At 68.2% G+C, this 24,980-nt stretch carries 26 protein-coding genes; 17 read left to right on the top strand and 9 right to left on the bottom strand.

Annotated elements, in window-relative coordinates; genetic code table 11:
* Positions 1 to 20: 20 nt before the first annotated feature.
* On the bottom strand, positions 21 to 1,559 hold the full coding sequence (locus ACSQ9I_RS20185; RefSeq protein WP_436314227.1) for an ABC transporter permease/substrate-binding protein: 1,539 nt from the start codon (positions 1,557 to 1,559) through the stop codon (positions 21 to 23).
* Positions 1,560 to 1,654: 95 nt separating this feature from the next.
* On the opposite strand from ACSQ9I_RS20185, the gene ACSQ9I_RS20180 reads away from it, so the two are divergent.
* Together ACSQ9I_RS20180 and ACSQ9I_RS20175 are read left to right on the top strand one after the other, a co-directional pair.
* Positions 1,655 to 2,443, top strand: a complete 789-nt coding sequence (locus tag ACSQ9I_RS20180; RefSeq protein WP_436304717.1) for an alpha/beta fold hydrolase — start codon at positions 1,655 to 1,657, stop codon at positions 2,441 to 2,443.
* 18 nt (positions 2,444 to 2,461) lie between these two features.
* Positions 2,462 to 3,532 (top strand): ROK family protein, encoded by a 1,071-nt coding sequence (locus tag ACSQ9I_RS20175; RefSeq protein ID WP_436291055.1) that lies wholly within the window; start codon positions 2,462 to 2,464, stop codon positions 3,530 to 3,532.
* Here the strand turns inward: ACSQ9I_RS20175 and ACSQ9I_RS20170 are convergent.
* The 3 genes from ACSQ9I_RS20170 to ACSQ9I_RS20160 are packed head-to-tail and all read right to left on the bottom strand — an operon-like array spanning position 3,529 to position 6,730.
* Positions 3,529 to 4,908, bottom strand: coding sequence for a phospholipase D-like domain-containing protein (locus ACSQ9I_RS20170; RefSeq protein ID WP_436291056.1), 1,380 nt, complete (start codon positions 4,906 to 4,908; stop codon positions 3,529 to 3,531). The two genes, ACSQ9I_RS20175 and ACSQ9I_RS20170, sit on opposite strands and share 4 nt — an antisense overlap.
* Entirely contained in the window at positions 4,905 to 5,570 is a 666-nt protein-coding gene (locus ACSQ9I_RS20165; RefSeq protein WP_436314226.1) for a glutathione S-transferase family protein, read from the bottom strand. The genes ACSQ9I_RS20170 and ACSQ9I_RS20165 overlap by 4 nt, the downstream gene beginning before the upstream one ends.
* Before the next feature lie 38 nt (positions 5,571 to 5,608).
* The gene (locus ACSQ9I_RS20160; protein WP_436314225.1) at positions 5,609 to 6,730 is read right to left on the bottom strand and encodes a 5-methyltetrahydropteroyltriglutamate--homocysteine S-methyltransferase; all 1,122 of its coding nucleotides are present in this window, start codon (positions 6,728 to 6,730) and stop codon (positions 5,609 to 5,611) included.
* A gap of 147 nt (positions 6,731 to 6,877) precedes the next feature.
* On the opposite strand from ACSQ9I_RS20160, the gene ACSQ9I_RS20155 reads away from it, so the two are divergent.
* The 11 genes from ACSQ9I_RS20155 to ACSQ9I_RS20105 all read left to right on the top strand — a co-directional run bounded on the left by ACSQ9I_RS20155 (position 6,878) and on the right by ACSQ9I_RS20105 (position 16,285).
* The gene (locus tag ACSQ9I_RS20155; RefSeq protein WP_093103232.1) at positions 6,878 to 7,993 is read left to right on the top strand and encodes an aromatic ring-hydroxylating dioxygenase subunit alpha; all 1,116 of its coding nucleotides are present in this window, start codon (positions 6,878 to 6,880) and stop codon (positions 7,991 to 7,993) included.
* Positions 7,990 to 8,745, top strand: a complete 756-nt coding sequence (locus ACSQ9I_RS20150) for a GntR family transcriptional regulator (protein WP_093103233.1) — start codon at positions 7,990 to 7,992, stop codon at positions 8,743 to 8,745. The genes ACSQ9I_RS20155 and ACSQ9I_RS20150 overlap by 4 nt, the downstream gene beginning before the upstream one ends.
* Positions 8,745 to 9,743 carry a PDR/VanB family oxidoreductase gene (locus ACSQ9I_RS20145; RefSeq protein ID WP_436314224.1) on the top strand — a complete coding sequence of 333 codons (999 nt, stop codon included), beginning with the start codon at positions 8,745 to 8,747 and terminating at the stop codon, positions 9,741 to 9,743. The genes ACSQ9I_RS20150 and ACSQ9I_RS20145 overlap by 1 nt, the downstream gene beginning before the upstream one ends.
* Before the next feature lie 157 nt (positions 9,744 to 9,900).
* Positions 9,901 to 11,073 (top strand): ABC transporter substrate-binding protein, encoded by a 1,173-nt coding sequence (locus ACSQ9I_RS20140; protein WP_436304711.1) that lies wholly within the window; start codon positions 9,901 to 9,903, stop codon positions 11,071 to 11,073.
* A gap of 79 nt (positions 11,074 to 11,152) precedes the next feature.
* Positions 11,153 to 12,025 carry a branched-chain amino acid ABC transporter permease gene (locus ACSQ9I_RS20135; protein ID WP_093109898.1) on the top strand — a complete coding sequence of 291 codons (873 nt, stop codon included), beginning with the start codon at positions 11,153 to 11,155 and terminating at the stop codon, positions 12,023 to 12,025.
* On the top strand, positions 12,025 to 12,996 hold the full coding sequence (locus ACSQ9I_RS20130; protein ID WP_436314223.1) for a branched-chain amino acid ABC transporter permease: 972 nt from the start codon (positions 12,025 to 12,027) through the stop codon (positions 12,994 to 12,996). The genes ACSQ9I_RS20135 and ACSQ9I_RS20130 overlap by 1 nt, the downstream gene beginning before the upstream one ends.
* The gene (locus ACSQ9I_RS20125) at positions 12,993 to 13,751 is read left to right on the top strand and encodes an ABC transporter ATP-binding protein (protein WP_436304710.1); all 759 of its coding nucleotides are present in this window, start codon (positions 12,993 to 12,995) and stop codon (positions 13,749 to 13,751) included. The genes ACSQ9I_RS20130 and ACSQ9I_RS20125 overlap by 4 nt, the downstream gene beginning before the upstream one ends.
* Positions 13,744 to 14,448, top strand: coding sequence for an ABC transporter ATP-binding protein (locus tag ACSQ9I_RS20120; protein WP_436291061.1), 705 nt, complete (start codon positions 13,744 to 13,746; stop codon positions 14,446 to 14,448). Before ACSQ9I_RS20125 ends, ACSQ9I_RS20120 begins: the two co-directional genes overlap by 8 nt.
* Before the next feature lie 29 nt (positions 14,449 to 14,477).
* Complete coding sequence (locus ACSQ9I_RS20115; protein ID WP_436291062.1) at positions 14,478 to 15,323, top strand: helix-turn-helix domain-containing protein; 846 nt, start codon at positions 14,478 to 14,480, stop codon at positions 15,321 to 15,323.
* 26 nt (positions 15,324 to 15,349) lie between these two features.
* Complete coding sequence (locus ACSQ9I_RS20110) at positions 15,350 to 15,748, top strand: nuclear transport factor 2 family protein (RefSeq protein WP_436314222.1); 399 nt, start codon at positions 15,350 to 15,352, stop codon at positions 15,746 to 15,748.
* Between the two features lie 138 nt (positions 15,749 to 15,886).
* The gene (locus tag ACSQ9I_RS20105; RefSeq protein WP_436314221.1) at positions 15,887 to 16,285 is read left to right on the top strand and encodes an SRPBCC family protein; all 399 of its coding nucleotides are present in this window, start codon (positions 15,887 to 15,889) and stop codon (positions 16,283 to 16,285) included.
* 109 nt (positions 16,286 to 16,394) lie between these two features.
* On the opposite strand, the gene ACSQ9I_RS20100 is transcribed toward ACSQ9I_RS20105, so the two are convergent.
* The 3 genes from ACSQ9I_RS20100 to ACSQ9I_RS20090 are packed head-to-tail and all read right to left on the bottom strand — an operon-like array spanning position 16,395 to position 18,657.
* Positions 16,395 to 17,012, bottom strand: a complete 618-nt coding sequence (locus ACSQ9I_RS20100; protein WP_436314220.1) for an NAD(P)-dependent oxidoreductase — start codon at positions 17,010 to 17,012, stop codon at positions 16,395 to 16,397.
* 42 nt (positions 17,013 to 17,054) lie between these two features.
* The gene (locus tag ACSQ9I_RS20095) at positions 17,055 to 17,711 is read right to left on the bottom strand and encodes a DsbA family protein (RefSeq protein WP_436314219.1); all 657 of its coding nucleotides are present in this window, start codon (positions 17,709 to 17,711) and stop codon (positions 17,055 to 17,057) included.
* 55 nt (positions 17,712 to 17,766) lie between these two features.
* Positions 17,767 to 18,657, bottom strand: a complete 891-nt coding sequence (locus ACSQ9I_RS20090) for an MBL fold metallo-hydrolase (protein ID WP_436314218.1) — start codon at positions 18,655 to 18,657, stop codon at positions 17,767 to 17,769.
* Positions 18,658 to 18,757: 100 nt separating this feature from the next.
* On the opposite strand from ACSQ9I_RS20090, the gene ACSQ9I_RS20085 reads away from it, so the two are divergent.
* A complete protein-coding gene (locus ACSQ9I_RS20085; RefSeq protein WP_436314217.1) occupies positions 18,758 to 19,687 on the top strand; it encodes a LysR family transcriptional regulator in 930 nt (309 codons plus the stop codon).
* Here the strand turns inward: ACSQ9I_RS20085 and ACSQ9I_RS20080 are convergent.
* Positions 19,671 to 20,594, bottom strand: a complete 924-nt coding sequence (locus ACSQ9I_RS20080; protein WP_436314216.1) for a LysR family transcriptional regulator — start codon at positions 20,592 to 20,594, stop codon at positions 19,671 to 19,673. The two genes, ACSQ9I_RS20085 and ACSQ9I_RS20080, sit on opposite strands and share 17 nt — an antisense overlap.
* Before the next feature lie 118 nt (positions 20,595 to 20,712).
* Between ACSQ9I_RS20080 and ACSQ9I_RS20075 the strand changes: the two genes are divergently transcribed.
* Genes ACSQ9I_RS20075 through ACSQ9I_RS20065 form a run of 3 tightly spaced genes read left to right on the top strand, consistent with a single transcriptional unit; the run spans position 20,713 to position 23,839 of the window.
* A complete protein-coding gene (locus ACSQ9I_RS20075; protein ID WP_093109886.1) occupies positions 20,713 to 21,663 on the top strand; it encodes a hydroxymethylglutaryl-CoA lyase in 951 nt (316 codons plus the stop codon).
* A gap of 13 nt (positions 21,664 to 21,676) precedes the next feature.
* Positions 21,677 to 22,831, top strand: a complete 1,155-nt coding sequence (locus ACSQ9I_RS20070) for a CaiB/BaiF CoA transferase family protein (protein WP_436314215.1) — start codon at positions 21,677 to 21,679, stop codon at positions 22,829 to 22,831.
* Positions 22,832 to 22,861: 30 nt separating this feature from the next.
* Positions 22,862 to 23,839 (top strand): tripartite tricarboxylate transporter substrate binding protein, encoded by a 978-nt coding sequence (locus ACSQ9I_RS20065; protein WP_436314214.1) that lies wholly within the window; start codon positions 22,862 to 22,864, stop codon positions 23,837 to 23,839.
* Positions 23,840 to 23,844: 5 nt separating this feature from the next.
* On the opposite strand, the gene ACSQ9I_RS20060 is transcribed toward ACSQ9I_RS20065, so the two are convergent.
* Positions 23,845 to 24,975 carry an HPP family protein gene (locus tag ACSQ9I_RS20060; RefSeq protein WP_436314213.1) on the bottom strand — a complete coding sequence of 377 codons (1,131 nt, stop codon included), beginning with the start codon at positions 24,973 to 24,975 and terminating at the stop codon, positions 23,845 to 23,847.
* Positions 24,976 to 24,980 lie beyond the last annotated feature (5 nt).

Genomic DNA, 24,980 nt, shown 5'->3' with positions numbered 1-24,980 from the left:
GTTCGCCCCGGCTCCAGGCCTCAAGATGAAGCGCGTCGTTGCCCCCTTCGCAGCCAGTATTCGATCAGCTCGAACACCCCTTCGCTCAACAGCGCCAGCACCGCCGCCGGCACCGCGCCCGCAACCAGCAACTCGCGGTCGTTGAGCGCAAGGCCGGTCACGATGCGTTCTCCAAAGCCTCCGGCTCCGATGAAGGCCGCGATGGTCGCCGTCCCGATCGCGATCGCCGTTGCCGTCCGTACACCGGCCAAGAGCGTCGGCAGCGACAGTGGCAACAGCACCAGCCGCAGGCTCTGCCTGCCGGTCATCCCGAGCGCCGTGCCAGCCTGTCGCAGGCCCACAGGCACCTCGGCCAGCCCGGTCACCGTGTTGCGCATGATCGGCAGCAGCGAATAAAGCGTGAGCGCGATCAGCGCCGGCAGGGTGCCGATCGCGCCGATCAGCGAGATCAGCACCGCCAGCATCGCGAGCGATGGCACGGTCTGCAGCAAGCCCGTGAGGCCGAGCACCACGGCGCGCAAGCGCAGGTGCGGAAACACGAGGATGCCCAAGGGCACCGCGATCAGGATCGCGAGCCAGACCGAGACCGCCACCAGCAGCAGATGCTGCCGTGCCAGCCGGCCGAGGTCGGGGCCGAAGAGCTTGGCGGCAAAGCCCCGCGCGGCGCTCTCGGCGCCCGCCGGCCCGCTGTGCTTGCCCTGCGCCAGGAAGTCGCGCGCGATCACGTCGAAAGCCACGCCCTGCAGTTCGGCGCGCGCGTTCATCGCGATCATCGCGCGCTCGTCGATGCGGCCTTCGAGCTTCTGCAGCGCGGCCCAGGCCTGCGGAAAGCGCGTGGGCACGTCCAGGCGATACAGCAGCACCGCGTCGTAGCGCGGGAAATAGCGGCGGTCGTCTTCCAGCACGCGCAGGCCGAGGTGGTCGATCTTGGCGTCGGTGGTGTAGATGTCGATCACGTCGATCTGTTTGGCTGCGATCGCGTCGTAGGCCAGGCCGTGGTCCAGGCCGGTCGGCTTCTGGCCGAAGCCGTAGCGCGCGGCCAGGCCCTGCCAGCCATCGGCACGGCCGATGAATTCGTTCGAGAGCCCGAGCCGCAGTTCAGGGTGGCGTGCCAGGTCGCTCAGGCTGCGCACGCCGAGCCGGTCCGCATCGGCCGCGCGCATCGCGAGCGCATAGCCGTCGTTGAAGCCCAGCGGGATGGCGGCGCCGAGCCCGAGCGGCGCGAGCGCGGCGTTCATGGCCTCGCGCGTCATCGGCTGCGGGTTCTTGAGGATCTCCAGACCGATGGTGCCGGTGTATTCGGTGTAGAGATCGATGCCGCCCGAGCGCAGGGCTTCGTAGACGATGGCCGTGTTGCCCAGGCCCTGCCGCACCACGGGCGGGCTCGCCGTATGAGGCGATGCGGTCTGCGCCAGCACTTCCGCCAGGATGTACGACTCGGTGAAGCGCTTGGAGCCGACGCGCAGGCTTCCCTCCTGCGCGTGCGAGGACGAGGCCGCGCAGAGCAGCAGGCCCAGGCAGGACAAGGCGGTCAGCCACGCACGGCGCGAGGGATGCATCGAGCGCAGTGTATCGGCGTGACAGGCCGGTTTCCTACAGCAGCTGGTGTGCGGGGCTGATGCTGCGCCGCACCAAATGAACGCAAGCTGAATCGGTGCTGATCAATTACGTCCGACGCGGTCAAGGAAAGCCCCTGCTGCTCGTTCATGGGCTTGGCAGCAGCTGGCGCTCGTGGCAAACCATCATGGAGCCGCTGGCTGCCAAGCGCGCGGTGGTCGCGATCGACCTGCCCGGTTTCGGCAAGAGCCCGCCGCTGGCAGGAGAAGTCTCCTTGCAGACCCTGGCCAATGCCATCACGGAGTTTCTGCGCGAGCACGACCTGATCGGCACCGACGCCGTCGGCAGTTCGATGGGCGCGCGCCTGGTGCTCGAACTGGCGCGCCGCGGCGGTGTGCTGGGTTGCGTCATCTCGCTCAACCCCGGCGGATTCTGGGCGGGCTGGGAGCGCCAGGTCTTCCACGCTTCGATCTGGCTCTCGGTGCGGCTGGTGCGTGCGCTGCAGTTCGCGATGCCCACGATCACCGCCCACGAATGGTCGCGCAGGCTTCTTCTCACGCAGTTTTCGGCGCAGTCGGCCATGCTGGCGCCGTCGCTTGTGCTCGAGGAAATGCGCAGCTGTGCTGCTGCGCGGTCCTTCAACCTGGTGTTGCGCGATCTCGTGCGCGGTGCGCCGCCGCAAGGCGCGACCATCGGCAGCATGCGCAAGCCGCTTGTGATCGGCTGGGGCCGCATGGACCGCGTCTGTTTTCCGCAGCAAGCCGCGCGGGCGCAGCGGCTTTTTCCCGACGCGCGCCTGCACTGGTTCGAGCGCTGCGGCCACTTTCCGCATTGGGACGCGCCGGAGGAAACCGCGCGCCTGATCCTCGAGACCACGGCCGACTGAATTTTTGTGAAAGACGCAATGGCATCCCACAAGAGAAAGAAAAAAGCTTCGCTTCCCCCACCCGAGATCCATGGCGCGCGAGAACTGCCTACGGTGCTGGTCGAGGGCTACAGCCTCCAGTTGCGCGACAAGGACGGCTTCATCGGCGACCAGGCCAGCCAGACGGCGTTCAGGGAACTGCTGGAGCGCTGGCGACGGCGCCGCCGGAAGAGGGGCAGGGACCCGTTGGGCGCCAAGCATTCGAAGGACCTGCCCAAGAGCACGCTGGACGCCACGCTCAAAGCCGGCCAGACCTCCGAGGCCGCCGACATGGTTCATGGCGCCATCGAGGAATTCGCCGAGGAGCTGGCCTGGGTCATCGAACGCTTCCTGCGCCAGCCGTCATGGCAGGGCGTGGAGCGCATCGTGATCGGCGGCGGCTTCCCGGAGAGCGACGTCGGCGAGCGCGCGGTGCTGCAGGCGGCGGCCATCCTCCAGGGCATGGGCATCGACGTGCAATTGGGCCGCATCGGCCACGAAACCGACGACGGCGGATTGCTCGGCTGGTTGCACCTGGCACCGCCGCCGCTGCTGAAAGGCCGTGACGCGATCCTCGCGATCGACATCGGCGGCACCAACGTGCGCTGCGGCATCGTCAAGATGCGCCGCAAGCGCGCCAAGGACCTGTCGAAGGCGAAGGTGCTGCGGCGCGAAAAGTGGCGCCATGCGGACGACGGCCCGGCGCGCAAGGTGCTGGTCGAGCGCCTGGTGGACATGCTCCACGATCAGATCCGCTACGCCACGAAGAAGGGCATCCGCCTGGCGCCCTTCATCGGCATCGGCTGCCCGGGCCTGATCCGCAAGGATGGCTCGATCGCGCGCGGCGCGCAGAACCTGCCGGGCGACTGGGAGAGCGAACACTTCCATCTGCCGACCGAGCTGGGCAAAAAAATTCCGACGATCGGCGGCGAGCCCGCCCTGGTTCTGATGCACAACGATGCCGTGGTGCAGGGCCTGAGCGAATTGCCTTTCATGCGCGACGTGAAGCGCTGGGCGATGCTGACCATCGGCACCGGACTTGGCAACGCCAGCTACACCAACAAGACCTAGAGTTGGAACGCGATGGTCAGCAGCAGTCCTTCGGCCACGTCGCGCACGATGCCCGGACGGCGCGCGCGGTAGGTCTCGCCGGCCGAGGCGGTGGCCTCGATCCATTGCGCGAGCCAGTCGATTTCGTTGCGGTCGTAGAACACAACCGCCGCCTCATGGTTCAGGAGCAGGCTGCGCATGTCGAGGTTGATCGAGCCGCACAGCGCGAGCTCTTCGTCGACCACCACCGCCTTGGCATGCGCCATGAAGGGCAGCATGCGGAAGATCACGCCGGCGCGCGCCAGGTCGCGCATGGCGCGGGCACGCACGAAATCGGCGAGCCGGTGGTTGGACTGCGCGGGAATCGCGATCGTGACCTGCACGCCGCGCCGCGCGGCCAGGCGCAGCGCATCGCGCAGGCCGTCGCCGGGCACGAAGTAGGGCGTGATCGCGAGCACGCGGTGCTCGGCGCGGAAGCAGGCGTCGATCAGGAGCGCGTGCGCCGTGTCTTCGGTCTGGTCGGGGCCGCTCGGCAGGAATTGCGCCAGGCCGCCAGCCGGCGGCGCCACCGCGGCCGCGATGGCGCGCGGCTTGCGCCCGCGCACCGAGGCCCAGTCATGGTCGAACTGGCGCGCCGCCGCGGTGGCCACGCTGCCCTTCAAATCGAAGGACAGGTCGCGCCAGCCCACCGGGTAGTCGTGGTTGCCGAGGAAGTATTCGCCCGCCATGTTGCGGCCGCCCGACCAGAGCCAGCCGTCGTCGGCGATCGTGAGCTTGCGGTGGTTGCGCAGGTTGCGCGGACCCGCGCGGCGCAGGCTGAAGATCGGGCGGAACACGGCCACCTCGGCGCCGGCATCGCGCAGCGTGTCGAAGTGGCTTCGCGGCAGCGACAAGGCGCCGAAGCCGTCGAGCAGCACCCGCACCTTGATGCCTTCGCGCGCGCGCCGCGAGAGCCGGTTGATCGCCTCGTGCCCGAGCGCGTCGTCGCCGATGATGAAGGTGCAGACGTCGATGCGCGTGCGCGCGCCCTCGATCACTTCCCACAGCGCATCGCGCGCGGCGCCGCCGTCGGCATGGAAGCGCACCGCGCAAGGTCCGGGCGCCGCGAGGCCGAAGCTTTCGACCAGGTCGGCAGCCCAGTGCCCGGCAGGTACCGAGCGCCGCGGCCGCGGCGAGCCCGCGGGCCGCAGCTTGCGCTGGCCGAACAGCAGGTAGATCGGCAGGATGAAGTAGGGCAGCAGCACGAGACCCATCACCCATGAAATGGCGGTGCTGGGCGCGCGCTGCTCGCGCCTTGCGCGCGTCGTCAGCACGTAGACGAGCAGCGCGAAGGTGACGACCAGCAAATGCTGCGACGGCGAGGGCAGCCAGTCGAGCAGGTCGTCGATGCGGTTCACGCGAGGTGCGACTGGAGGGCCAGGGGCACCGGGCGTCCTTGCGAGGCCAGGAACCTCATCATCGGGCCGACCACTTCGCGCACCGCGGGCCGCGCACCCACGCGTTCGCGCCAGGCCAGAAGGCGCGGCGTGTCGCCGGTCATGCCTGCGCCCTTGCGATCGGCGAACACCTGCGCCATGTAGAAGGCGATGTCGGCAAACGAATAGGAGCCGGCGAGGTGGTCGCCGTGCGCCAGCCGATGTTCCATCTGCACATAGAAACGGGCGCAGGCGGCGCAGGCTGCCACCGCGGCCTCGCTTTGCATGTCGTGCTGCAGGCCCATGAGCTTGATCACGTGCGGGAAGAACACCTCGTCTGACATGTGCTCGAGCTGGCGCGCCCGTGCCCGCTCGACCACGCCGCGCGGCCACAGCGGCGGATCCGGCACCCGGTCTTCGAGGTACTCGAAGATCTGCGTCGAGTCGAAGATCTCGACCTCGCCGTCGATCAATACCGGCACCTGCCGCTTGGGGTTGATGCGCAGCACCTCGGGGTGCCTGGGCTCGTAGTTGTCGTCGCGGTCGAAGGGCACCATCACGGCTTCGATCGCGATGCTTTTTTCGAGCGCCGCGATCTGCGCCTTGGCGCCGAACATGCTGAGGGGGCCGGTGAAGAGCTTCATGGAGCGCGATCATGCCCCGACTTCACCTCGCGTGCACCTCAGAGGGAGCCCCACACCTCCTGTGCGGTTTCCACGACCAGCCGCAGCTTCGCGCGCTGCGCCTCGACGGCGATGTTGTTGCCGTGCACCGTGCTCGAGAATCCGCATTGCGGCGAGAGCGCGAGCTGCTCCAGCGGCACGTATTTGGCGGCTGCCTCGATGCGCGCCTTGAGCTCGTCCTTGTCTTCCATCTCGCCGAACTTGGTGGTCACCAGGCCCAGCACCACGGTCTTGCCCTTGGGCAGGAAGCGCAGCGGCCGGAAGTCGCCCGAGCGGGCGTCGTCGTACTCGAGGAAGTAGGCGTCGAGGTCCATCTCCTTGAGCAGCGCCTCGGCCACCGGCTCGTAGTTGCCGGCCGCCGCATGCGTGCTCTTGAAGTTGCCGCGGCACAGGTGCATCGCGAGGATCATGCCCTCGGGCTTCTGCGCCACCACCTTGTTGATGAAGGCGGCGTAGCGGTGCGGCAGCTCGTTGGGGTCGTCGCCGCGCTGGCGGGCGGCTTCGCGCATCTTCTCGTCGCACAGGTAGGCGAGGTTGGTGTCGTCCATCTGCACGTAGGTGCAGCCGGCCGCGGCCAGCGAGCGCAGTTCGTCGCCGTAGGCCCTGGCCACGTCGTCGTAGAACTCCGGGTCGAGTTCGGGGTAGGCCACCTTGCTGATGCCGGCGCGGCCGCCGCGGAAGTGCAGCATGGTGGGCGAGGGGATCGTGACCTTGGGCGTGTTGCCGGCCGACACCTGGCTCTTGAGGTACTCGAAGTCCGCGAGCTGGATGCACTTCGCGTGCGTCACTTTGTCGATGACGCGCATCACCGGCGGTGCCAGCTCCTCGGTGCCGTCGGGCTTCTTGATGGTGACCGGGATGTCGGTCTTCACGCCGCCGAGCTGCTCGAGGAAGTCGATGTGGAAGTAGGTGCGGCGGAACTCGCCGTCGGTGATGCTCTTGAGGCCGATGTCCTCCTGGAACTTCACGATCTCGGTGATGGCCTTGTCTTCGACCCTGCGAAGCTGTTCGGGCGTGATCTCGCCCTTGGCTTTTTGCTCGCGGGCTTCGAGCAGGTATTTGGGGCGCAGGAAGCTGCCGACGTGGTCGTAGCGGGCAGGCAGGCGGGCGTGCTGGGACATGGGGTGCTCCGTCGAAATCAGAAAAAGTACGGTCGATCGTAATCTCATGACGATGGACAGCGCTGGATACAGCGGAGTCGGTATTTACCCTCGTTTTAGCCGAAAAGTGTTGGAAATACCGGTTCAAATGTATACATTGAGTATCCCATGAGCACCTCTTCAAGCCCTTTTCCACTCAACGCCTGGTACGCGGCCGCCTACGACGTCGAGCTCAAGCACGCGCTGCTGGCACGCACCGTCTGCAACCAGAAACTGGTGCTGTACCGGCGCACCGACGGCCAGGTCGCCGCGCTGGAAGACGCCTGCTGGCACCGGCTGATGCCGCTGTCGATGGGCCGCCTCGATGGCGACGAGCTGGTCTGCGGCTACCACGGCCTGGTCTACAACAGCCAGGGTCGCTGCACCCACATGCCGAGCCAGGAGACGCTGAACCCGTCGGCCTGCGTGCGCGCCTACCCGGCGGTCGAGAAGCACCGCTTCGTCTGGGTCTGGCCCGGCGATCCGGCCAAGGCCGACCCGGCGCTGGTGCCCGACATGCACTGGAACGACGACCCGGCCTGGGCCGGCGACGGCAAGATGATCCGCGTGGCCTGCGACTACCGGCTGGTGGTCGACAACCTGATGGACCTCACGCACGAGACCTTCGTGCACGGCTCCTCGATCGGCAACCGCGCGGTGGCGGAGGCGCCCTTCGTCGCGACCCACGGCGACCGCTCGGCCACCGTCACGCGCTGGATGGAGAACATCGATGCGCCGCCCTTCTGGGCCGCGCAGATCCGGCATGCCCACGGCTACCAGGGCAAGGTCGACCGCTGGCAGATCATCCGCTTCGAGGGTCCCTGCACCGTCAACATCGATGTCGGCGTGGCCGAGGCGGGCAGCGGCGCGGTGCCGCGCGACGGCGCGGCGGGCGACCGCAGCCAGGGCGTCAACGGCTACGTGCTCAACACCATCACGCCCGAGACCGACAAGAGCTGCCTCTATTTCTGGGCTTTCGCGCGCAACTACTGCATCGGCGAGCAGCGCCTCACGCACGAGCTGCGCGAAGGCGTGGCCGGCATCTTCCGCGAGGACGAGCTGGTGCTCGAAGCCCAGCAGCGCGCCATCGACGAGCGGCCCGACTACAGCTTCTACAACCTCAACATCGACGCCGGCGCGATGTGGGCGCGACGGCTCATCGACCAGATGATCGCGAAGGAAAGGCCGCGAACAGCTGCCATTCCGATCCGGCCCGCGGCCGAAGCGGCGGGGGAGCGCACGTGAGCATCGTCGCAACCGAGCCTTCGGAAGTCGGCAGCTCGCAAGCCGTCAAGGCCCAGTTGCGGCTGCGCGAGATGGTGCTGGCCGGCGAGCTGCCCGGCGGCGCGCGCATCGCCGAGGTGGCGATCTCCGAGCTGCTGGGGGTGTCGCGCACGCCGGTGCGCAGCGCGCTCATGCGGCTCGAGCAGGAAGGCCTGCTCGAAGCCCTGCCCAACGGCGGCTACGCGGTGCGCACTTTTTCCGAGCGCGACGTGTCCGACGCCATCGAGCTGCGCGGCACGCTCGAAGGCCTGTCGGCGCGGCTCGCGGCCGAGCGCGGCGCGGCGCCGGTGGTGCTGCGCGAGGCGCGTGCCTGCCTGAAGCGCATCGACGAACTGCTGAAGGAGCCCGCGCTCGACGATGCGGCCTTCTCGCGCTATGTGACTTTCAACGAGCAGTTCCACCGGCTTCTGTCCGAGATGGCGGGCAGTCCGCTGATCGCGCAGCAGCTGGAACGCGTGATCAACCTGCCTTTCGCTTCGCCCTCGGGTTTCGTGGTGGTGCAGGCGAACTCGCCGGCCGCGCGCGACATGCTGCTGATCGCGCAGGACCAGCACGGCCAGGTGCTCGATGCGATCGAGAACCGCGAAGGCTCGCGCGCCGAGGCGCTGATGCGCGAGCACAGCCGCCTCGCGCAGCGCAACCTGCGCGAGGCGCTGCACGGCGCGCAGAACCACCCCTTGCCCGGCGTGCAATTGATTCGCCGCAGAGCCTGATGAAAAGCGATACCCACTGGATGCCCGCGCGCATCACTGCCCTGCGCGACCTGACGCCGACTGTGCGCGAGTTCGAGATCACGCCCGAGTCGGGCATTGCCGCGACGCACGAGCCCGGCGCGCATCTGCAGGTGCAGGTGCTGGTCGGCGCACCGGGCTCGGGGCGCATGCAGACGCGCTCCTACTCGGTCGTCGGCGAGCCCGACGAACGTTCCTGGCGCATCGCGGTCAAGCGCCTGGACGATGGCCGCGGCGGTTCGCTCGCGATGTGGCGCTTGGCGATCGGCGACCGATTGCTCGTCGCCGAGCCGCAGAGCCACTTCGGCCTGGACACCACGGCGCCGGGCTACCTGCTGGTGGCAGGCGGCATCGGCATCACGCCGCTGGTCTTCATGGCGCAGCGCCTGGGCGCGCTGGCCGAGCGCAACGGCGTGCGTGTGCGCATGCTCTACGGGGCGCGCAGCGCCGAGGAACTGGCCTACCTGCCCACGCTGCAGGAGGCGCTGGGCGCCAACGTGCAGGCCCACACCGGCAGCGCGCCGATCGACTTCGCCGCCGAGATCGCGGCCCTGCCGGCCGGCGGCCAGCTCTACACCTGCGGGCCGGTGCCGATGCTCGAAGCCGTCAAGCGCGCCTGGGCCGCCGCCGACCGCGTGCCGGCCGACTTGCGCTTCGAGACCTTCGGCAGCAGCGGCCGGCTGGCGGCGCAGGCCTTCGAGGTGCGCATTCCGCGCCACGACCTGGCGATCACCGTGCCGGCCGACGGCACCCTGCTCGAGGCGCTCGAAGCCGCCGGCGTGCAGACCCTCTGGGATTGCCGGCGCGGTGAATGCGGGCTGTGCGCGATGGACGTGCTTGCGGTCGAGGGCGAGATCGACCACCGCGACGTGTTCCTGAGCGAGCACGAGAAAGAGCAGGGCCAGCGCATCTGCGCCTGCGTATCGCGCGCGGTCGGAACGATCACCATCGATTCGGCATGGCGTCCCGAAAGTCCATGAAGCGCCGAAAGGCTTTGCGCGATCATCGCGCGCCCCGTTGGCTAATCGCGCAGAAACATGCAGCCCCAGCGCAGCGCTAGGTGTTTGCCTCGGCGCGATCGCAGTTTCGTTTGTTCACAATAGCCAGCATTCCGCTTTCAGCAAAAAGGAGACTTCCATGCAACGTCGCCACCTTGTCCAGGCCGCGAGCCTTGCGGCCATTGCGCTGGCCATGCCGCTGGCCCAGGCCCAGGGCAACACTTTCAAGATCGGCCTGGTGCTGCCGATGACGGGCCAGCAGGCCACCACCGGCCGCCAGATCGAGGCCGCGGCCCGGCTCTACATGGCGCAGAACGGCGACACCGTGGCGGGCAAGAAGATCGAGCTGATCGTCAAGGACGACACCAGCCTTCCCGACGTGACCAAGCGCCTCGCGCAGGAACTGGTGGTGAACGACAAGGTCAACGTGCTGGCCGGCTTCGGCATCACGCCCTCGGCCATGGCCACCGCGCCCATCGCCACCCAGTCGAAGACGCCGATGGTGGTGATGGCGGCGGCCACCTCGAGCATCACCGAGGCCTCGCCCTACATCGTGCGCACCAGCTTCACTCTGCCGCAGGTCTCGGTCGCGATGGGCGACTGGGCACCGAAGAACGGCATCAAGTCGGTCGTCACGCTGGTCACCGACTACGGCCCGGGCAACGACGCCGAGAAGTACTTCAAGGAGCGCTTCCAGCTCAACGGCGGCAAGGTGATCGATTCGCTGCGCGTGCCGCTGCGCAACCCCGACTTCGCGCCTTTCCTGCAGAAGGTGCGCGATGCCAAGCCCGATGCGTTGTTCGTCTTCGTGCCCTCGGGTGCCGGCGCGGCGGTGATGAAGCAGTTCATCGAGCGCGGCATGGACAAGGCCGGCATCAAGATGATCGCCACCGGCGACGTGACCGACGACGACCAGCTCAACGACATGGGCGAGGGCGCGCTGGGCGTGGTCACCACGCACCATTATTCGGCCGCGCACCCCTCGGCGCTCAACAAGAAGTACGTCGAGGCCTTCCAGAAGGCCAACAAGAACATGCGTCCCAACTTCATGGCCATGGGCGGCTATGACGGCATGCGCGTGATCTACGAGGCGCTCAAGACCACCAAGGGCCAGGGCGGCGGCGATGCGCTGCTCGCCGCGATGAAGGGCCAGATCTTCGAGAGCCCGCGCGGCCAGGTGCTGATCGACGCGCAGACGCGCGACATCGTGCAGGACGTGTATCTGCGCAAGGTCGAGAAGAAGGACGGACAGCTCTACAACGTGGAGTTCGACGTGATCAAGGCGGTCAAAGACCCGGGCAAGGCGAAGTGAGGCCCCGTCGTTCGGCCCATCCCCGTTCGGCCTGAGCCTGTCGAAGGCTTCGACAAGCTCAGCCCGAACGGCCTTTTGTATGTTGACCATTCTTTTCGACGGCATCGCCTACGGCATGCTGCTGTTCGTGCTCGCGGTCGGCCTGGCCGTGACGCTGGGCCTGATGAACTTCATCAACCTCGCGCACGGCGCCTTCGCGATGGCCGGCGGCTATCTCACGGTGTTCGCGATGCAGAAGCTGGGCCTGCCCTTCCTGGCATGCCTGCCGCTTGCCTTCATCGTCGTCGGCCTGGCGGGCGCGCTGCTCGAACGCACGCTCTACCGGCCGATGTATGGCAAGCCGCACCTGGACCAGGTGCTGTTTTCGATCGGCCTGGCCTTCATGGCGGTGGCCGCCATCGACTACTTCGTCGGCTCCTCGCAGCAGAACATCCACCTGCCTGAATGGCTGCGCGGCCGCACCGAGATCGGGGCCGATCCGTGGCTGCTGGGCATGGGGCACTACCGGCTCTTCATCATCGCCGTGTGCGCGGTGCTCACCGTGGTGCTGCAGCTCATCCTGTCGAAGACGCGCTTCGGCAGCCGGCTGCGCGCGGCGGTGGACGATCCGCGCGTGGCGGCCGGGCTCGGCATCAACGTCAACGTGGTGTTCCTCTTGACCTTCGCGGTCGGCTCGGGGCTCGCGGGCCTGGGCGGCGCGCTCGGCGCCGAGATTCTCGGCATGGACCCGACCTTCCCGCTCAAGTACATGATCTATTTCCTGATCGTGGTCTCGGTCGGCGGCACCTCGTCGATCACAGGGCCCTTGCTGGCCGCGCTGCTGCTTGGCATTGCCGACGTGGCGGGCAAGTATTTCATTCCGAAGATGGGCGCCTTCACGGTCTACCTGCTGATGATCCTGATCCTGATGTGGCGGCCGCAGGGCCTGTTCACGCGCAGGGGAGGGAAGTGATGGATTTCCAGAAGTCTCTTGTGCAGAAGGCGCGCTGGCGGCCGTGGGAGTTGGCGGTCTGGGCCGTGGCCTTCGTGCTGCCGGGTATTTTTCCGTCGCACGCGCTGCTGATCAACGAGATCGCGATCGTCGCGTTGTTCGCGATGTCGCTCGACCTGATCCTGGGCTACACCGGCATCGTCTCGCTGGGGCATGCGGCCTTCTTCGGCTTCGGCGCCTACACGGCCGCGCTGTTCGCCAAGCTCGTGATGCCCGATCCGACGGTGGGCCTGGTCGTTGCGGTGCTGCTCTGCGCCGTGCTGGGCGCGCTGGCGAGCATCACGATCTTGCGCGGCAGCGATCTCACGCGGCTCATGGTCACGCTCGGCACCGCGCTGCTGCTGCTCGAGCTTGCGAACAAGCTCGACTGGCTGACCGGCGGCGCCGACGGCCTGCAGGGCGTGGTGATGGGGCCGGTGCTGGGACTGTTCGAGTTCGATCTCTACGGCCGCACGGCGGCCTGGTACTCGCTGGCCGTGATGGGGGTCTTGTTCCTGCTGATGCGGCGGATCGTGCATTCGCCCTTCGGTGCCACGCTGAAGGCCATTCGCGACAACCGCCTGCGCGCGATGGCGATCGGCGTTCCGGTCATCTCGCGCATCGCGGTGATCTACACCGTGGCCGCCGCGGTCGCCGGCGCCGCGGGTGCGCTGCTCGCGCAGACCACCGGCTTCGCCTCGCTCGACGTGCTGGCCTTCGACCGCTCGGCCGACGTGCTGCTGATGCTGGTGATCGGCGGCGTCGGCTGGCTCTATGGCGGCGTGGCGGGCGCGATCGTGTTCAAGCTGCTGCAGAACTGGCTCTCGGCGGTGACGCCGCAGTACTGGATGTTCTGGATCGGGCTGATCCTGGTGCTGCTGGTGCTGGTAGGACGCGACCGCTTGTTGAAGCCCTGGACCTGGTTCGGCGCGCGCCGGAGTGCCAAGCCATGAACGACATCGTTCTCTCGGCCACCGGCCTCGTGATGCGCTTCGGCGGCATCACGGCCACCGACAACGTGACCTTGAACCTGAAGCGCGGCGCGCGCCACGCGCTGATTGGCCCCAACGGCGCCGGCAAGACCACGCTGATCAACCTCTTGACGGGCGTGCTCACGCCCACGGCCGGCCGCATCGTGCTCGAGGGCGAGGACATCACGCGCCTGGCGCCGCACCGTCGCGTGGCGCGCGGCATGGTGCGCACCTTCCAGATCAACCAGCTCTTCGACTCGATGACGCCGCTGGAAACGCTGGCGCTCGTGATCTCGCAGCAGGCCGGGCTGGCCGCGCAGTGGTGGCGGCCGCTGGGCTCTTCGTCCAGGGTGTCGGAGCGGGCTGCGCAGCTGCTGGAGCAGTTTCATCTGGGTGACGTTGCGCAGCAGCAGACGCGGCAGCTGGCCTACGGCAAGCGCCGCCTGCTCGAGATCGCGATCGCGCTGGCCTGCGAACCGCGCGTGCTGTTGCTCGACGAGCCGGTGGCCGGCGTGCCGGCCGGCGAGCGCGAGGAGCTGCTGCAGACCGTGGCGGCCTTGCCGGCCGACGTGTCGGTGCTGCTGATCGAGCACGACATGGACCTGGTGTTCAGTTTTGCCGACCGCATGACGGTGCTGGTCAACGGAGCCTTGCTCACCGAGGGTGACCCCGACACGATCGCGAACGATCCGAAGGTCAAGGAGGTCTATCTGGGTCAAGGGGCTGTCCATGTCTGAGCTGCTGCGCATCGAGAAGCTCAGTGCCGGCTACGGCGAAGCCGTGGTGCTGCACGACATCGCGCTCACCCTCGGCGAAGGCCAGACCCTGGCGCTCCTGGGCCGCAACGGCACCGGCAAGACCACGCTGATCAATACGCTGGCCGGTGCGACACGCCAGCATGGCGGCAGCATCGCGCTCGGCGGCGTGGCGCTGCACAAGCTCTCGCCACACCAGCGCGCGGCGGCCGGCATCGGCTGGGTGCCGCAGGAGCGCAACATCTTCAAGTCGCTCACGGTGCACGAGAACCTGAGCGCAGTCGAGCGACCAGGCAAGTGGAACCCGCAACGCGTCTACGAGATGTTCCCGCGCCTGGCCGAGCGCAAGAGCAATCTCGGCACGCAGCTGTCGGGCGGCGAACAGCAGATGCTGGCGGTGGGGCGCGCGCTGGTGGTCAACCCGCGGCTGTTGCTGCTCGACGAGCCCCTGGAAGGCCTGGCGCCGATCATCGTCGAAGAGCTGCTGCGCGCGATCCGCCGCATCACGCAGGACGAAGGGCTGGCGGCGATCATCGTCGAGCAGCATCCGCAGGCCATCCTCGCGATCTCCGACGAGGCGGTGGTGCTCGACCACGGCACGGTGGTGCATGCCGATCGCGCGGCCACGCTGCGAACGCAGCCCGAGGTGCTGGAGCGGCTGCTGGGCGTCGCGCGCTGAACAATGATCGGGCCTACACTGGCTCGATCATGGTCACGACGAAGGCGCTTCATCAAGGTTCGATTTCGGTCATCGACTACCGCTGCGACGCGGGTCCATCCGACCTGGTGTTTGCCGAACTGCATTGCAACAACTCGGTCTCGTACGTGCGCAAGGGCAGCTTCGGCTACCGCTGCGGCGGCCGCTTGTTCGACATGGTCGCCGGCTCGGTGCTGGTCGGCCGCTCGGGCGACGAGTACGTCTGCACCCACGAGCACCACCAGCGCGGCGACGAGTGCCTGTCCTTTCATCTGTCGCCGGAATTGATGGACGAGATCGGTTCACGCCGCGGCATCTGGCGCACCGTCGGCCTGCCGCCGCTGCCTGAACTGATGGTGCTGGGGGAACTGGCGCAGGCGGCGATCGAGGGCGGCAACGACCTCGGGCTCGACGAGGTCGCGCTGCTGTTCACCGCGCGCTTCGTCGCACTCGCCGGTGAACGCGAGCCCGGCGCGATTCAGGTGACTGCCCTCGACCGGCGCCGGGCGGTCGAGGCGGCGCTCTGGCTGGAGGCCCGCTCGCACGAAGCGATCGATCTCGACCAGGCAGCGCAGCAGGTCGGCCTCAGTTCCTTCCATTTCCTGCGCCTGTTCTCGCGCGTGCTCGGCGTCACGCCGCACCAGTACCTGGTGCGCACGCGCCTTCGGCATGCCGCGCAACTTCTGGCAACGGGCGCGCGGCCGGTCACGGAGGTGGCGCTCGACGTCGGCTTCAGCGATCTCTCGAACTTCGTGCGCAGCTTTCATCGCGCGGCCGGCGTGTCGCCGCGGCGCTTCAGGCAGGCGGCGCGCGGCGACCGCAAGATTTTCCAAGAACGCCTGGCCCTGCACGCCTAGGATCGGTTCATCCGTCTGGAGGATTCATGAGCTCGTCATCCGAAAGCGCGGTGCGCGAGGTTGTCAGGCGCTACGCAGACGCCTGGGCGACCAACGATCTGAAGACCATATTCGACTGCTACCACGACGAGGTGGTCTTCCACTATTTCGGCGGCGGGCCGCTGGCTGGCGTTCACCAGGGCAAGGCGGCCTGCCTGGCCTTGCTCAAGCAGGTGAAGGAGAAGACGAACCGGCGGCTTGTGTCCATCCGCGACGTGCTCGCGGGCGAGCACTTCGGGGTGATCGTCGCGGTCGAGCAGTTCGAGCGCGACGGCGCGACGCATGTGCTGGAGCGGCTGCTGCGATACAGCGTGCGCGACGGCCGGCTCGCCGAGTGCTGGATCTACGACGAAGATCAGCGCCTGGTCGATCAACTGCTGAGGTGAGGCTCACCCCCAGGCTTGCCCACTTCGCGTGGCCGCCAACCCCCTCGCCGGGGGGCAACACCAGCGGCCCGGCGGAGCCGGTTCCGCGGTGTTTCTGGAATGAGACATCCTTCGCATGCAACTGAAAGGAGAACGTCCATGGCATCCATTCGACGCGAAATACAGGTCGCGGCGAGCGCCGAGCAGATCTGGGAAGTCGTGCGCGACATCGGCGAAATTCACCACCGCCTGGTGCCGGGCTTCGTGACCGACTGCCGGCTCGAGAGCCAGGGCGAGGCCCGCATCGTCACCTTCGGCAACGGCCTGGTGGTGCGGGAGGCGATCGTCGATCTCGACGATGCCGCGCGCCGGCTGGCGTGGTCGGCGACCGGCGGCCAGCTCACGCACTACAACGCATCGATGCAGGTGTTCGCCGAGGGCGACCAGCGCAGCCGGATGGTCTGGATCGCCGATCTGCTGCCGCACGAGGCGGCAGGCGCGATCGGCGCGATGATCGACGAGGGCATGCGCGTCATGAAGATGACGCTGGAGGCTTAGCGGCGCGCTCCCATCGGGAGCCGCCGCGGAACCGGCTTCGCCGGGCCGCAGGCGGCGCCCCCTGGAAGGGGGTTGGCGGCTATGCGAAGCGAGCAAGCCTGGGGGTTGGTCAATACCCCACGGTGAACCGCTGACGCGGATGCTTCGGATTTTCGATCTCGTCGGCCATCGCGATCGCGTAGTCCTCCATCGAGATCCAGCTCTTGCCGTTGGCGTCGGCCAGCAACTGGTTGCCGCCGAGGCGGTAGCTGCCGGTGCGCTCGCCGGGCTCGAAGAACGCGGAGGGCGAGATGAAGGTCCAGTCCAGCTCCTTTTCGGCGCGCAGTGCCTCGAGAAACGCACGGCCCGCCAGCGCTTCCGTCTTGTAGATGGCGGGAAATTCGGGCGTGTCCACCAGCGCCTTGCCGGGCGCTACTTCGAGGCTGCCGGCGCCGCCGACCACCAGCAGGCGCGGCACGCCGGCCTTCTTCGCGGCAGCGATGGCGCTTGCTGCATCGATGCCGCCCGCAAAGTGGGTTGAGCTGATCACGGCGTCGTGGCCGCGCAGCAGCGGCACCAGCGCGTCGAGCTGCGTGGCGTCGGCCTGCTGGAGGCTGAGGCCCGCTTTGGCTTCGGCCTTCGCGGTGTTGCGCGCGATGCCGGTGACGGTGTGGTCGCGTTGCAGCAGTTCGGTAGCGATGCGCGAGCCGGCGCGGCCCGTGATGCCGAGGATGGCGATGTTGCTCATGAAATGACTCCTGGTTGAACGAAAACGGAAAAAGTCGAGGGCTCAGGCTGCTTGCTGCGTCATCTGCGCCAGCTGCCCTCGCCAGGCCTCGGGCCGGCCCAGCCACGCGCTGGCGTCGATGCGTTCGAGGCGGCCGTCGCCGCGCGCCAGCGCGAAGGTCGGAAAGCCGCCGCCGGCGACGCGTGCCAGCAGCGCACGGCTGTCGGCGATGTGTTGCCGGGTGCCTTCGCCCGCCTGTTGTGCGAACAGGGCCGCAAACGCGTCGCCGTCGAGCCCGATGTCGATCGCGAGTTCATGCAGCACCGCCGTGTCGGCGATGCGGCGCCCCTCGACGTAGTGGGCACGCTGCAGGCGCTGGAGCAGATCGAGCCCGCGGCCGCCGAGCGCTTCGGCCGCGAGGATGGCTGTGGTCGGCGGTTCGGAATCCATCACCGCCGTGGTGTCGCGCAGCAGGCCTTCGAAGTAGGCCTCGCCGAAGGGCTGGCCCGTGAGTTGCGCGATGCGCCGGTCGTGCGGCATCACGTAGTCGCGCCACTGGGGCGTGATCGGCCGGCGGTTGGCGCCGGTCATCATGCCGCCGCCATGCAGCGCGATCGCGAGGCCCGGCACCGTGCGTGCCGCCTGGACCAGCGGCGCGGCCGCGTAGCACCAGCCGCACAGCGGGTCGAACAGGTAGTGCAGGATGGGGCTGTCGCTCATTGAACAACCTCCGCGCTGCGCGCTACGGTATTCGCCTTGGGAACGGCCCGGCGGCTCATTGCGCCGGCCACTTCATCTCGCCCTTGATGACCTTGGCGCTCAGCTCGAGCGACGACTGCTGACCCAGGCCGGGGTAGTGCTTCTTCATGGCGGCGATGAGTTCTGCCGAATCCTTGGCCTTCGCGGCTTCGCGCTCGAAGGTCTCCAGGTAGCCGGCGGTGAACTTCACGGCCTGCAGCCCCTTCGGCGCATCGCCCAGGTAGTGGCCCGGCACCACGGTCACGGGCTTGAGCGCAGCGATGCTGTCGAGCGTCTTGCGCCAGGCCTGGCGCGAGGCCGGCGTCTGCGTGTCGGCCACCCACACATGGGTGTTGTGGAACACGGGCACGCCGCCGGCCACGGTCTTCTGCGAAGGAATCCAGACATAGCTGCGCGCCGGGCTCGGGCCCTGGAGGCCTTTCACTTCGAGCTTGCGGCCTTCGAGCAGGATGGTGTCGCCTTCCAGCGGCTCGGGCAGCACCAGCGCCTTGGGCGCGTTGTCCTTGAGGATCGGCGTCCAGTACGCGAGCTTGCCGTCCATCGAGGCCTTGATCGCCGCCACCGTTTGCGGCGTGGCCACGATCTTCGCGTCGGGAAAGGCGGCCTTGATCACGTCCAGGCCGAAGTAGAAGTCGGGGTCGCTGTGGCTGATGTAGACGGTGCTGAGCGTCTTGCCGCCGGCCTTGATCTTCTGCACCAGGGCTTCGGCGTCGTTGCGCTGGAACTGCGCGTCGATCAGCACGGCCTCGTTGCGGCCGCTTACGATTTCCGAGGACACCGGGAAGATGGCCTTGTCGCCCGGGTTGTAGACCTCGAGCTGCAATGCAGCTTCGGCGGCCGAGGCCGGCAGGGTGTGAACGGCTGCGAGCGAGGCCATGCCTGCGGCGAGGAGGGTTCTGCGAATCATGTGGCGCCTGATGGGTGGGAATGGACGGAATCTTATGTTTCTTAATCCGATCAAAAAACCGCATACGATGCAAATGTTTATTGCTTGAATCGATCAAATCATGGACCGCATCACCGCCGCCAAAGTGTTCGTGAACGTCGCCGAGCGCGCCAGCATGACGGCCACGGCCGAGGCGCTCGACATGTCGCGCGCCATGGTCACGCGCTACCTCGCGCACATGGAAACATGGGCTGGCGCGCGCCTTCTGCATCGCACGACGCGGCGGATCAGCCTCACTTCCGCAGGCGAGCAGACCCTGTCGCGTTGCCGGCAGATGCTCGAGGTCGCCGAGCAGATGCAGGTTGCCGTGGATGCGCAGGCCGATGTGCCGCAAGGCCTGCTGCGCCTGACCTGCGCCCAGTCGATCGCGCAGGACGTGCTGGCCGCGGCCGTGGCGGACTTCCTGCGCCGCCATCCGCAAACCGCCATCGACCTGCACATCAGCGACCGCACCGTCAACCTGGTGGAAGAGCGCATCGACCTCGCGATCCGCATCACGAACGACCTCGATCCCAACCTGATCGCGCGGCCGCTGGGAAGCTGCGGCTCGGTGGTGTGCGCGACGCCGGCCTACCTTGCCGAGCACGGCACGCCGCGCGCGCCGCAGGAGCTTGCCCTTCACAACTGCCTGACCTATTCGTACTTCGGCAAGAGCCTGTGGCAGTTCGAGCACAAGGGCCGGCAGATCGCGGTGCCGGTGGGCGGCAATCTCAGCGCCAACGAATCGTCGGTGCTGCTGACGGCGGTGCTCGAAGGCGCGGGCATCGCGATGCAGCCGGAGTACTCGGCCGCGCCGCTGATCGCAAGCGGCCGGCTGGTCGCGCTCCTGTCCGACTGGCAGCCCCAGACGATGGGGGTCTACGGCGTCTACAGCTCACGCCGCCAGATGCCGGCCGCGCTGCGCGCGATGCTCGACTTTCTGGCGGCGCGCTTTGCCGACGCGCGCTACTGGCCGCCGGCCGCAGCCGCGACGCTCAGGAAGAAGCGTTGAGCGCAGACGCCGCGGCGCGGCCGCGCAGATGCGCAACCAGCAGCTTGGCGGCGGGCGACAGGTTGGCCTCGCTGCGAAAGCAGATCGCGAAGCGGCGCTCGGCCCAGGCGTCGGAGAGCGGCACCACGCGCAGGCCGAAGCTGGCCGCGAGCGGATCGATCACCTCGCGCGGCACCACGGCGATGCCGAGGTTCGCGCGCACGCAGCGCAGCGCCGCGTCGAAGGTCGACACCGCCGCGCGGTAGCTGAGCGGCCGGCCGATGATCGCGGCCGCCCGCGCCAGCATGGTGTGGACCGCGGTGGAGGCGGGCAGGCCCACGTGATCGAACGCCAGCGTCTCTTCGAAGCTGCAGCGCCGCCGGCGCGCGATGGCGTGCGAAGGATGCGCAACGATGGCCAGCCGGTCGCGCCGGTAGGGCCAGGCCTGCAGCCCTTCGAGATCCGCCGCATCCCAGCACACGCCCACCGGCGCCGAGCCTTCGCGCAACGCGCGCACCAAGTCGCGGCTCACGGCTTCTTCGATGTCGACGCGGATGTCGTGGTGCGCCGGCGTCTGGAGGAAGTCCGCGATGTCGTCGGGCAGGAACTCGGCGATCGAGGACATGCTGGCCAGCACGCGCACCTGTCCCTTCACGCCGCGGCCATGGTCGGCCATGTCGCGCGCCACCCGGTCGGCGCTCGCGAGCATGGCACGCGCGTGTTCCAGCAGGATCTCGCCGGCGGCGGTCGGCGTCACGCCGCGGCGGCGGCGCTCGAAGAGCGTCTCGCCCACGACGTCCTCGAGCTGCGCCAGGCGCTTGCTGATCGCCGAGGCCACGATGTGCTGCTGCTCGCCGGCGCGGGCGATGTTGCGGGTTTCGCAGACCGCGACGAAGAGGCGCAGGCTGGTGAGGTCCAGGTCGCGCATGAAGTTCCAGTTCGGAATGTTGGGCGTTCCAGATTACCGCTTTTGCAAGCAATACGGAATGTCTAAAGTCCACGCATCACATCGGCGCCCGTGCCGATGCGCCTGGAGACAAGAACTCATGCCAATGCCCAACCCGCGGCTGCCGCGCGCCGCCGTCATTCGCGAAGTCGGCCTGCGCGACGGCCTGCAGAGCATCGCGACCATCCTGCCCACCGAGCACAAGCGCGAATGGATCCGCGCGGCGCATGCCGCCGGCCAGCGCGAGATCGAGGTCGGCTCCTTCGTGCCGGCGAGGCTCCTGCCGCAACTGGCCGACACGGCCGAACTGCTCGCGTTCGCGAAGACGCTGCCGGGCCTCTTCGTCTCGGTGCTGGTGCCCAACCTGCGCGGCGCCGAGGGCGCCATTGCCGGCCAGGCCGACCTGATGATCGTGCCGCTGTCGGCCAGCCATGCCCACAGCCTTGCCAACCTGCGCAAGACGCCCGACGAAGTGGTGGCGGAAGTCGCCCGCATCCGCGCGGCGCGCGACGCGGCCGGCTCGAAGACGCTGATCGAAGGCGGCGTAGGCACGGCCTTCGGCTGCACGATCCAGGGCCTGGTCGAGAAGCGCGAGGTGCTGCGCCTCATGCAGGCCCTGCTCGATGCCGGGGCCGACCGCGTGAGCCTGGCCGACACGGTCGGCTATGCCGATCCGGCCATGGTGCGCGAGCTGTTCGAGGAGGCCTTGAAGATCGCGGGCGATCGCTTCTGGTGCGGCCACTTCCACGACACGCGCGGCCTGGGCCTGGCCAACGTCTATGCGGCGCTCGAAGTCGGCGTCGCGCGCTTCGATGCCTGCCTGGCCGGCATCGGCGGCTGCCCGCATGCGCCGGGCGCCAGCGGCAATGTTTCGACCGAGGACCTGGCCTACATGCTGGGCAGCATGGGCATCGCCACCGGGGTCGACATCGACGAGCTGCTCGCGCTGCGCCAGCGCGTGGCCGAGTGGCTCGGCGGCGAGACGCTGCACGGCACGCTCTGGCGCGCCGGCCTGCCCAAGACCTTTGCCACCGAAACCGCGCTCGCCTGACCGAAAGCCCCTCATGAACGCTGAAGACAACAAGCTCCCGCTCGCCGGCGTCCGCGTCGTCGAGTTCACGCACATGGTGATGGGCCCGACCTGCGGCATGATCCTGGCCGACCTCGGCGCCGAGGTGATCAAGATCGAGCCACCCGGCGGCGACAAGACGCGCAAGCTGCCGGGTCTGGGCATCGGCTTCTTCCGCTCCTTCAATCGCAACAAGAAGAGCGTGGTGCTCGACATCACGACGGAAGAAGGCCGGGCGACCGCAACCGAGCTGATCGGCCAATGCGACGTGGTGCTGGAGAACTTCCGCCCGGGGCTGATGGGCAAGCTCGGCCTGGACTACCAGACGCTCTCGGCGAAATGCCCGCGCCTGATCTACGTCACGCACAAGGGCTTCCTGCCCGGGCCTTACGAGAACCGCCTGGCGCTCGACGAGGTGGTGCAGATGATGGGCGGGCTCTCCTACATGACCGGCCCCGAAGGCCGGCCGCTACGCGCCGGCACCTCGGTCAACGACATCATGGGCGGGATGTTCGGTGCGATCGGCGTGCTGGCCGCGCTGCGCGAGCGCGAGCGCACCGGCAGGGGGCAGGAGGTGCAGAGCGCCCTGTTCGAGAACTGCGTGTTCCTCTCCTCGCAGCACATGCAGCAGTTCGCGATGACCGGCGAGCCGCCGCCGCCGATGCCCTCGCGCGTGTCGGCCTGGAGCGTCTATGACGTCTTCACGCTGGCCGAAGGCGAGCAGCTCTTCATCGGCGCGGTGAGCGACAAGCAGTTCCTGACCTTGTGCCGCGTGATCGATGCGCCTGAACTCGCCGCGGATCCGGCGTTGGCCAACAATGCGTTGCGCGTCGCGGTGCGGCCGGCGCTCTTGAAGCGGCTGGGCGAGATCCTCGCGCGGCATCGCGTCGAGGAACTGGCGCCCAAGCTCGAGGAAGCCGGCATTCCCTACGCGCCGATCGTGCGGCCCGACCAGCTGACGGACGATCCGCACCTCAAGGCCAGCGGCGGCCTGGTACCGATGGAGTGCGACGATGGCGGCATGACCGAGGTGGTGTTGCTGCCGCTGCTGATGGGCGGCCGTCGCCCCGGCGTGCGGCAAGCGCTGGCGCGCGTGGGCGAGCACACTGAGGAAGTGCTGTCGCAACTGGCGGCACGCGAAGCTGCCTGACATAGGTTTTCGAGACCAAGGAGACAAAAGATGAACCCCACCCTTTCGCGTCGCACGGTGCTCGGCCTTGGCGCTTCCGCGCTGGCGGCCGCGGCGCTTCCCGCATTCGCCCAAGGCGCCGACAAGCCGGTGCGCATCATCCTGCCGATCAGCGCCGGCTCGGGCGTGGACACCATTGCGCGCGCCGTCGCACCGGCGCTCGGCAAGGCCTTCGGCCAGCCGGTGGTGATCGAGAACCTGCCGGGCGCCGGCGGTATCACCGGCGCCTCGGTCGTCGTCAAGGCCGCGCCCGATGGCCAGACGCTCGGCATGGTGTCGAACAACCACGTGATCAACCCGAGCGTCTACAAGAAGATGCCCTTCGACGCCATCAACGACATCACGCCCATCAGCGTGGTCGGCGCGACGCCGCTGGTGCTGCTGGTGAACCCGAAGGTGCCGGCGAAGAACGTGAGGGAACTTGTCGCGCTGCTCAAGGCCAAGCCCGACGGCTACAACTACGCGTCCTCGGGCAACGGCACCATCATTCACCTGGCCGGCGAGATGTTCATGGACGAGGCCGGCGTCAAGGCGCGTCACATCCCCTACAAGGGCACCGGCCCGATGGTGACCGACATGATCGCGGGCCAGGTCGAGATCGGCGTGGTCGCGCTGCCGGCGGTGCAGCAGCACATCAAGAGCGGCGCCTTGCGCGCGATCGGCCTGTGCGGGCCCGCGCGCTCGCCGGCCGCGCCCGACATCCCGACGATTGCCGAGCAGGGGCTGCCCAACTACAGCGTCGAAGGCTGGTTCGCGCTGATCGGACCGGCCAAGCTGCCGGCGGCGGAAGTGAAGCGCGCGCACGATGCGGTGGTGGCCGCGTTCTCCAGCGCCGAGGTGCAGGAGGCGATGGCCAAGCAGGGCAACATCATCAAGCCGAGCACGCCGGAAGAGGCCGCGAAGTACTTCCGCAGCGAGGCCGCCAGGTACGCTGCGCTCGTGAAGAAGGCCAACGTGACGCTGGAGTAGCCGGCTCAGCTTTCCGGGCCGACGGCGCGGTACAGCGCGCGCACGAAATCGGACTGCGTGATCATGCCGGTGAGCCGCCTTTCGCCATCAATGATCGGGATATGGTGGTGGCCGCCCTCGGAGAAGAGCGGCACCAGTTCGACCATCGGCCGCTCCTCGCTCGCCACGCGCACCTGCCGCGTCATGATCTGGCCGACCACCTCGGGCTTGCTCGACATCACGGTTCGCGTCGCGCGGACGAAATCGCGCAGCCGTCCGCCCAGCCCCTCGTGATGCTCCAGGTCGATGTGGCGGAAGAAGTCGGCCTGCGTCAGGATGCCGACCACGCGGCGCGTGCGGTCGATCACCGGCAGCGCCTTGATGCGCCGCTGCTGCATCAAGGACCATGCCTCCTGCAGCGGCGTGCCGAACTCGGCGATCACCGGGTCGCGCGACATGATGTCGGCGCAGCGCACGGTGCCGAGGCGGCGCTTGTACGACTCGAGCTCGGTCTGCCGGATCAGCGATTCGAGGTCGTCGCGGCTGATGTCGAGCACCTGGTTGTAGCGCGCGAGCACCGCATCGATGTCGGCCGAGCTGAAGCGCGCATCGGCCTTGGGTTCGCGCGGCGCGAGCTGCACATGCGGGTAGCGCCGGCCGGTCAGGCTGTTGTAGAGCACGCCGGCGAGCACCAGCAGCACGGAGTTGGCCAGCACCGGATAGAGCGAGAAAGGGAAATGCGTCGTGTGGCTCAGCACGGCGAACAGCGCCACCGCGCCGCCGGGCGGGTGCAGGCAGCGCATCGCGAACATCAGCGCGATGGCCAGCGCGGGCGCGAGTGCGCTGGCCCATACCGGGTCCGGCATCCAGCGTGCGCAGGCCACGCCGACGAGCGCCGAGAACGTGTTGCCGGCGATCACGGACCAGGGTTGGGCCAGCGGACTGGCCGGCAGCGCGAACACCAGCACTGCGCTGGCGCCCAGCGGGGCGACCAGCCAGCGGCTGTCGATGGAAGAGCCTGTCATCTGGGAGAGCAGCGCCGTGAGCAGAAGCCCCAGCCCCGCGCCGGCGACGGCGCGCAGCCTTTCGCGTGCGTTGACGTTGGTGCGCGCCGGCAGCCAGGCGCGCGCGAAAGTCCGCAGATCGTCCCAGCGCATCGTTG

This window comes from Variovorax sp. LjRoot84 (assembly GCF_964254305.1).
Taxonomy (GTDB): Bacteria; Pseudomonadota; Gammaproteobacteria; order Burkholderiales; family Burkholderiaceae_C; genus Variovorax.
Note: the sequence above shows the minus strand (reverse complement) of the source record. Positions and strands in the feature narration are given on the sequence as shown.

Bases quoted from the DNA above. Each gene is read 5' to 3' on its own strand.
- ACSQ9I_RS20100 (WP_436314220.1), bottom strand. From the start codon at position 17,012: ATGAGCAACATCGCCATCCTCGGCATCACGGGCCGCGCCGGCTCGCGC.
- ACSQ9I_RS20115 (WP_436291062.1), top strand. From the start codon at position 14,478: ATGGTCACGACGAAGGCGCTTCATCAAGGTTCGATTTCGGTCATCGAC.
- ACSQ9I_RS20085 (WP_436314217.1), top strand. From the start codon at position 18,758: ATGGACCGCATCACCGCCGCCAAAGTGTTCGTGAACGTCGCCGAGCGC.
- ACSQ9I_RS20065 (WP_436314214.1), top strand. From the start codon at position 22,862: ATGAACCCCACCCTTTCGCGTCGCACGGTGCTCGGCCTTGGCGCTTCC.
- ACSQ9I_RS20165 (WP_436314226.1), bottom strand. From the start codon at position 5,570: ATGAAGCTCTTCACCGGCCCCCTCAGCATGTTCGGCGCCAAGGCGCAG.
- ACSQ9I_RS20175 (WP_436291055.1), top strand. From the start codon at position 2,462: ATGGCATCCCACAAGAGAAAGAAAAAAGCTTCGCTTCCCCCACCCGAG.
- ACSQ9I_RS20070 (WP_436314215.1), top strand. From the start codon at position 21,677: ATGAACGCTGAAGACAACAAGCTCCCGCTCGCCGGCGTCCGCGTCGTC.
- ACSQ9I_RS20135 (WP_093109898.1), top strand. From the start codon at position 11,153: ATGTTGACCATTCTTTTCGACGGCATCGCCTACGGCATGCTGCTGTTC.
- ACSQ9I_RS20105 (WP_436314221.1), top strand. From the start codon at position 15,887: ATGGCATCCATTCGACGCGAAATACAGGTCGCGGCGAGCGCCGAGCAG.
- ACSQ9I_RS20140 (WP_436304711.1), top strand. From the start codon at position 9,901: ATGCAACGTCGCCACCTTGTCCAGGCCGCGAGCCTTGCGGCCATTGCG.
- ACSQ9I_RS20080 (WP_436314216.1), bottom strand. From the start codon at position 20,594: ATGCGCGACCTGGACCTCACCAGCCTGCGCCTCTTCGTCGCGGTCTGC.
- ACSQ9I_RS20130 (WP_436314223.1), top strand. From the start codon at position 12,025: ATGGATTTCCAGAAGTCTCTTGTGCAGAAGGCGCGCTGGCGGCCGTGG.
- ACSQ9I_RS20110 (WP_436314222.1), top strand. From the start codon at position 15,350: ATGAGCTCGTCATCCGAAAGCGCGGTGCGCGAGGTTGTCAGGCGCTAC.
- ACSQ9I_RS20160 (WP_436314225.1), bottom strand. From the start codon at position 6,730: ATGTCCCAGCACGCCCGCCTGCCTGCCCGCTACGACCACGTCGGCAGC.
- ACSQ9I_RS20125 (WP_436304710.1), top strand. From the start codon at position 12,993: ATGAACGACATCGTTCTCTCGGCCACCGGCCTCGTGATGCGCTTCGGC.
- ACSQ9I_RS20060 (WP_436314213.1), bottom strand. From the start codon at position 24,975: ATGCGCTGGGACGATCTGCGGACTTTCGCGCGCGCCTGGCTGCCGGCG.
- ACSQ9I_RS20090 (WP_436314218.1), bottom strand. From the start codon at position 18,657: ATGATTCGCAGAACCCTCCTCGCCGCAGGCATGGCCTCGCTCGCAGCC.
- ACSQ9I_RS20120 (WP_436291061.1), top strand. From the start codon at position 13,744: ATGTCTGAGCTGCTGCGCATCGAGAAGCTCAGTGCCGGCTACGGCGAA.
- ACSQ9I_RS20185 (WP_436314227.1), bottom strand. From the start codon at position 1,559: ATGCATCCCTCGCGCCGTGCGTGGCTGACCGCCTTGTCCTGCCTGGGC.
- ACSQ9I_RS20095 (WP_436314219.1), bottom strand. From the start codon at position 17,711: ATGAGCGACAGCCCCATCCTGCACTACCTGTTCGACCCGCTGTGCGGC.
- ACSQ9I_RS20155 (WP_093103232.1), top strand. From the start codon at position 6,878: ATGAGCACCTCTTCAAGCCCTTTTCCACTCAACGCCTGGTACGCGGCC.
- ACSQ9I_RS20075 (WP_093109886.1), top strand. From the start codon at position 20,713: ATGCCAATGCCCAACCCGCGGCTGCCGCGCGCCGCCGTCATTCGCGAA.
- ACSQ9I_RS20145 (WP_436314224.1), top strand. From the start codon at position 8,745: ATGAAAAGCGATACCCACTGGATGCCCGCGCGCATCACTGCCCTGCGC.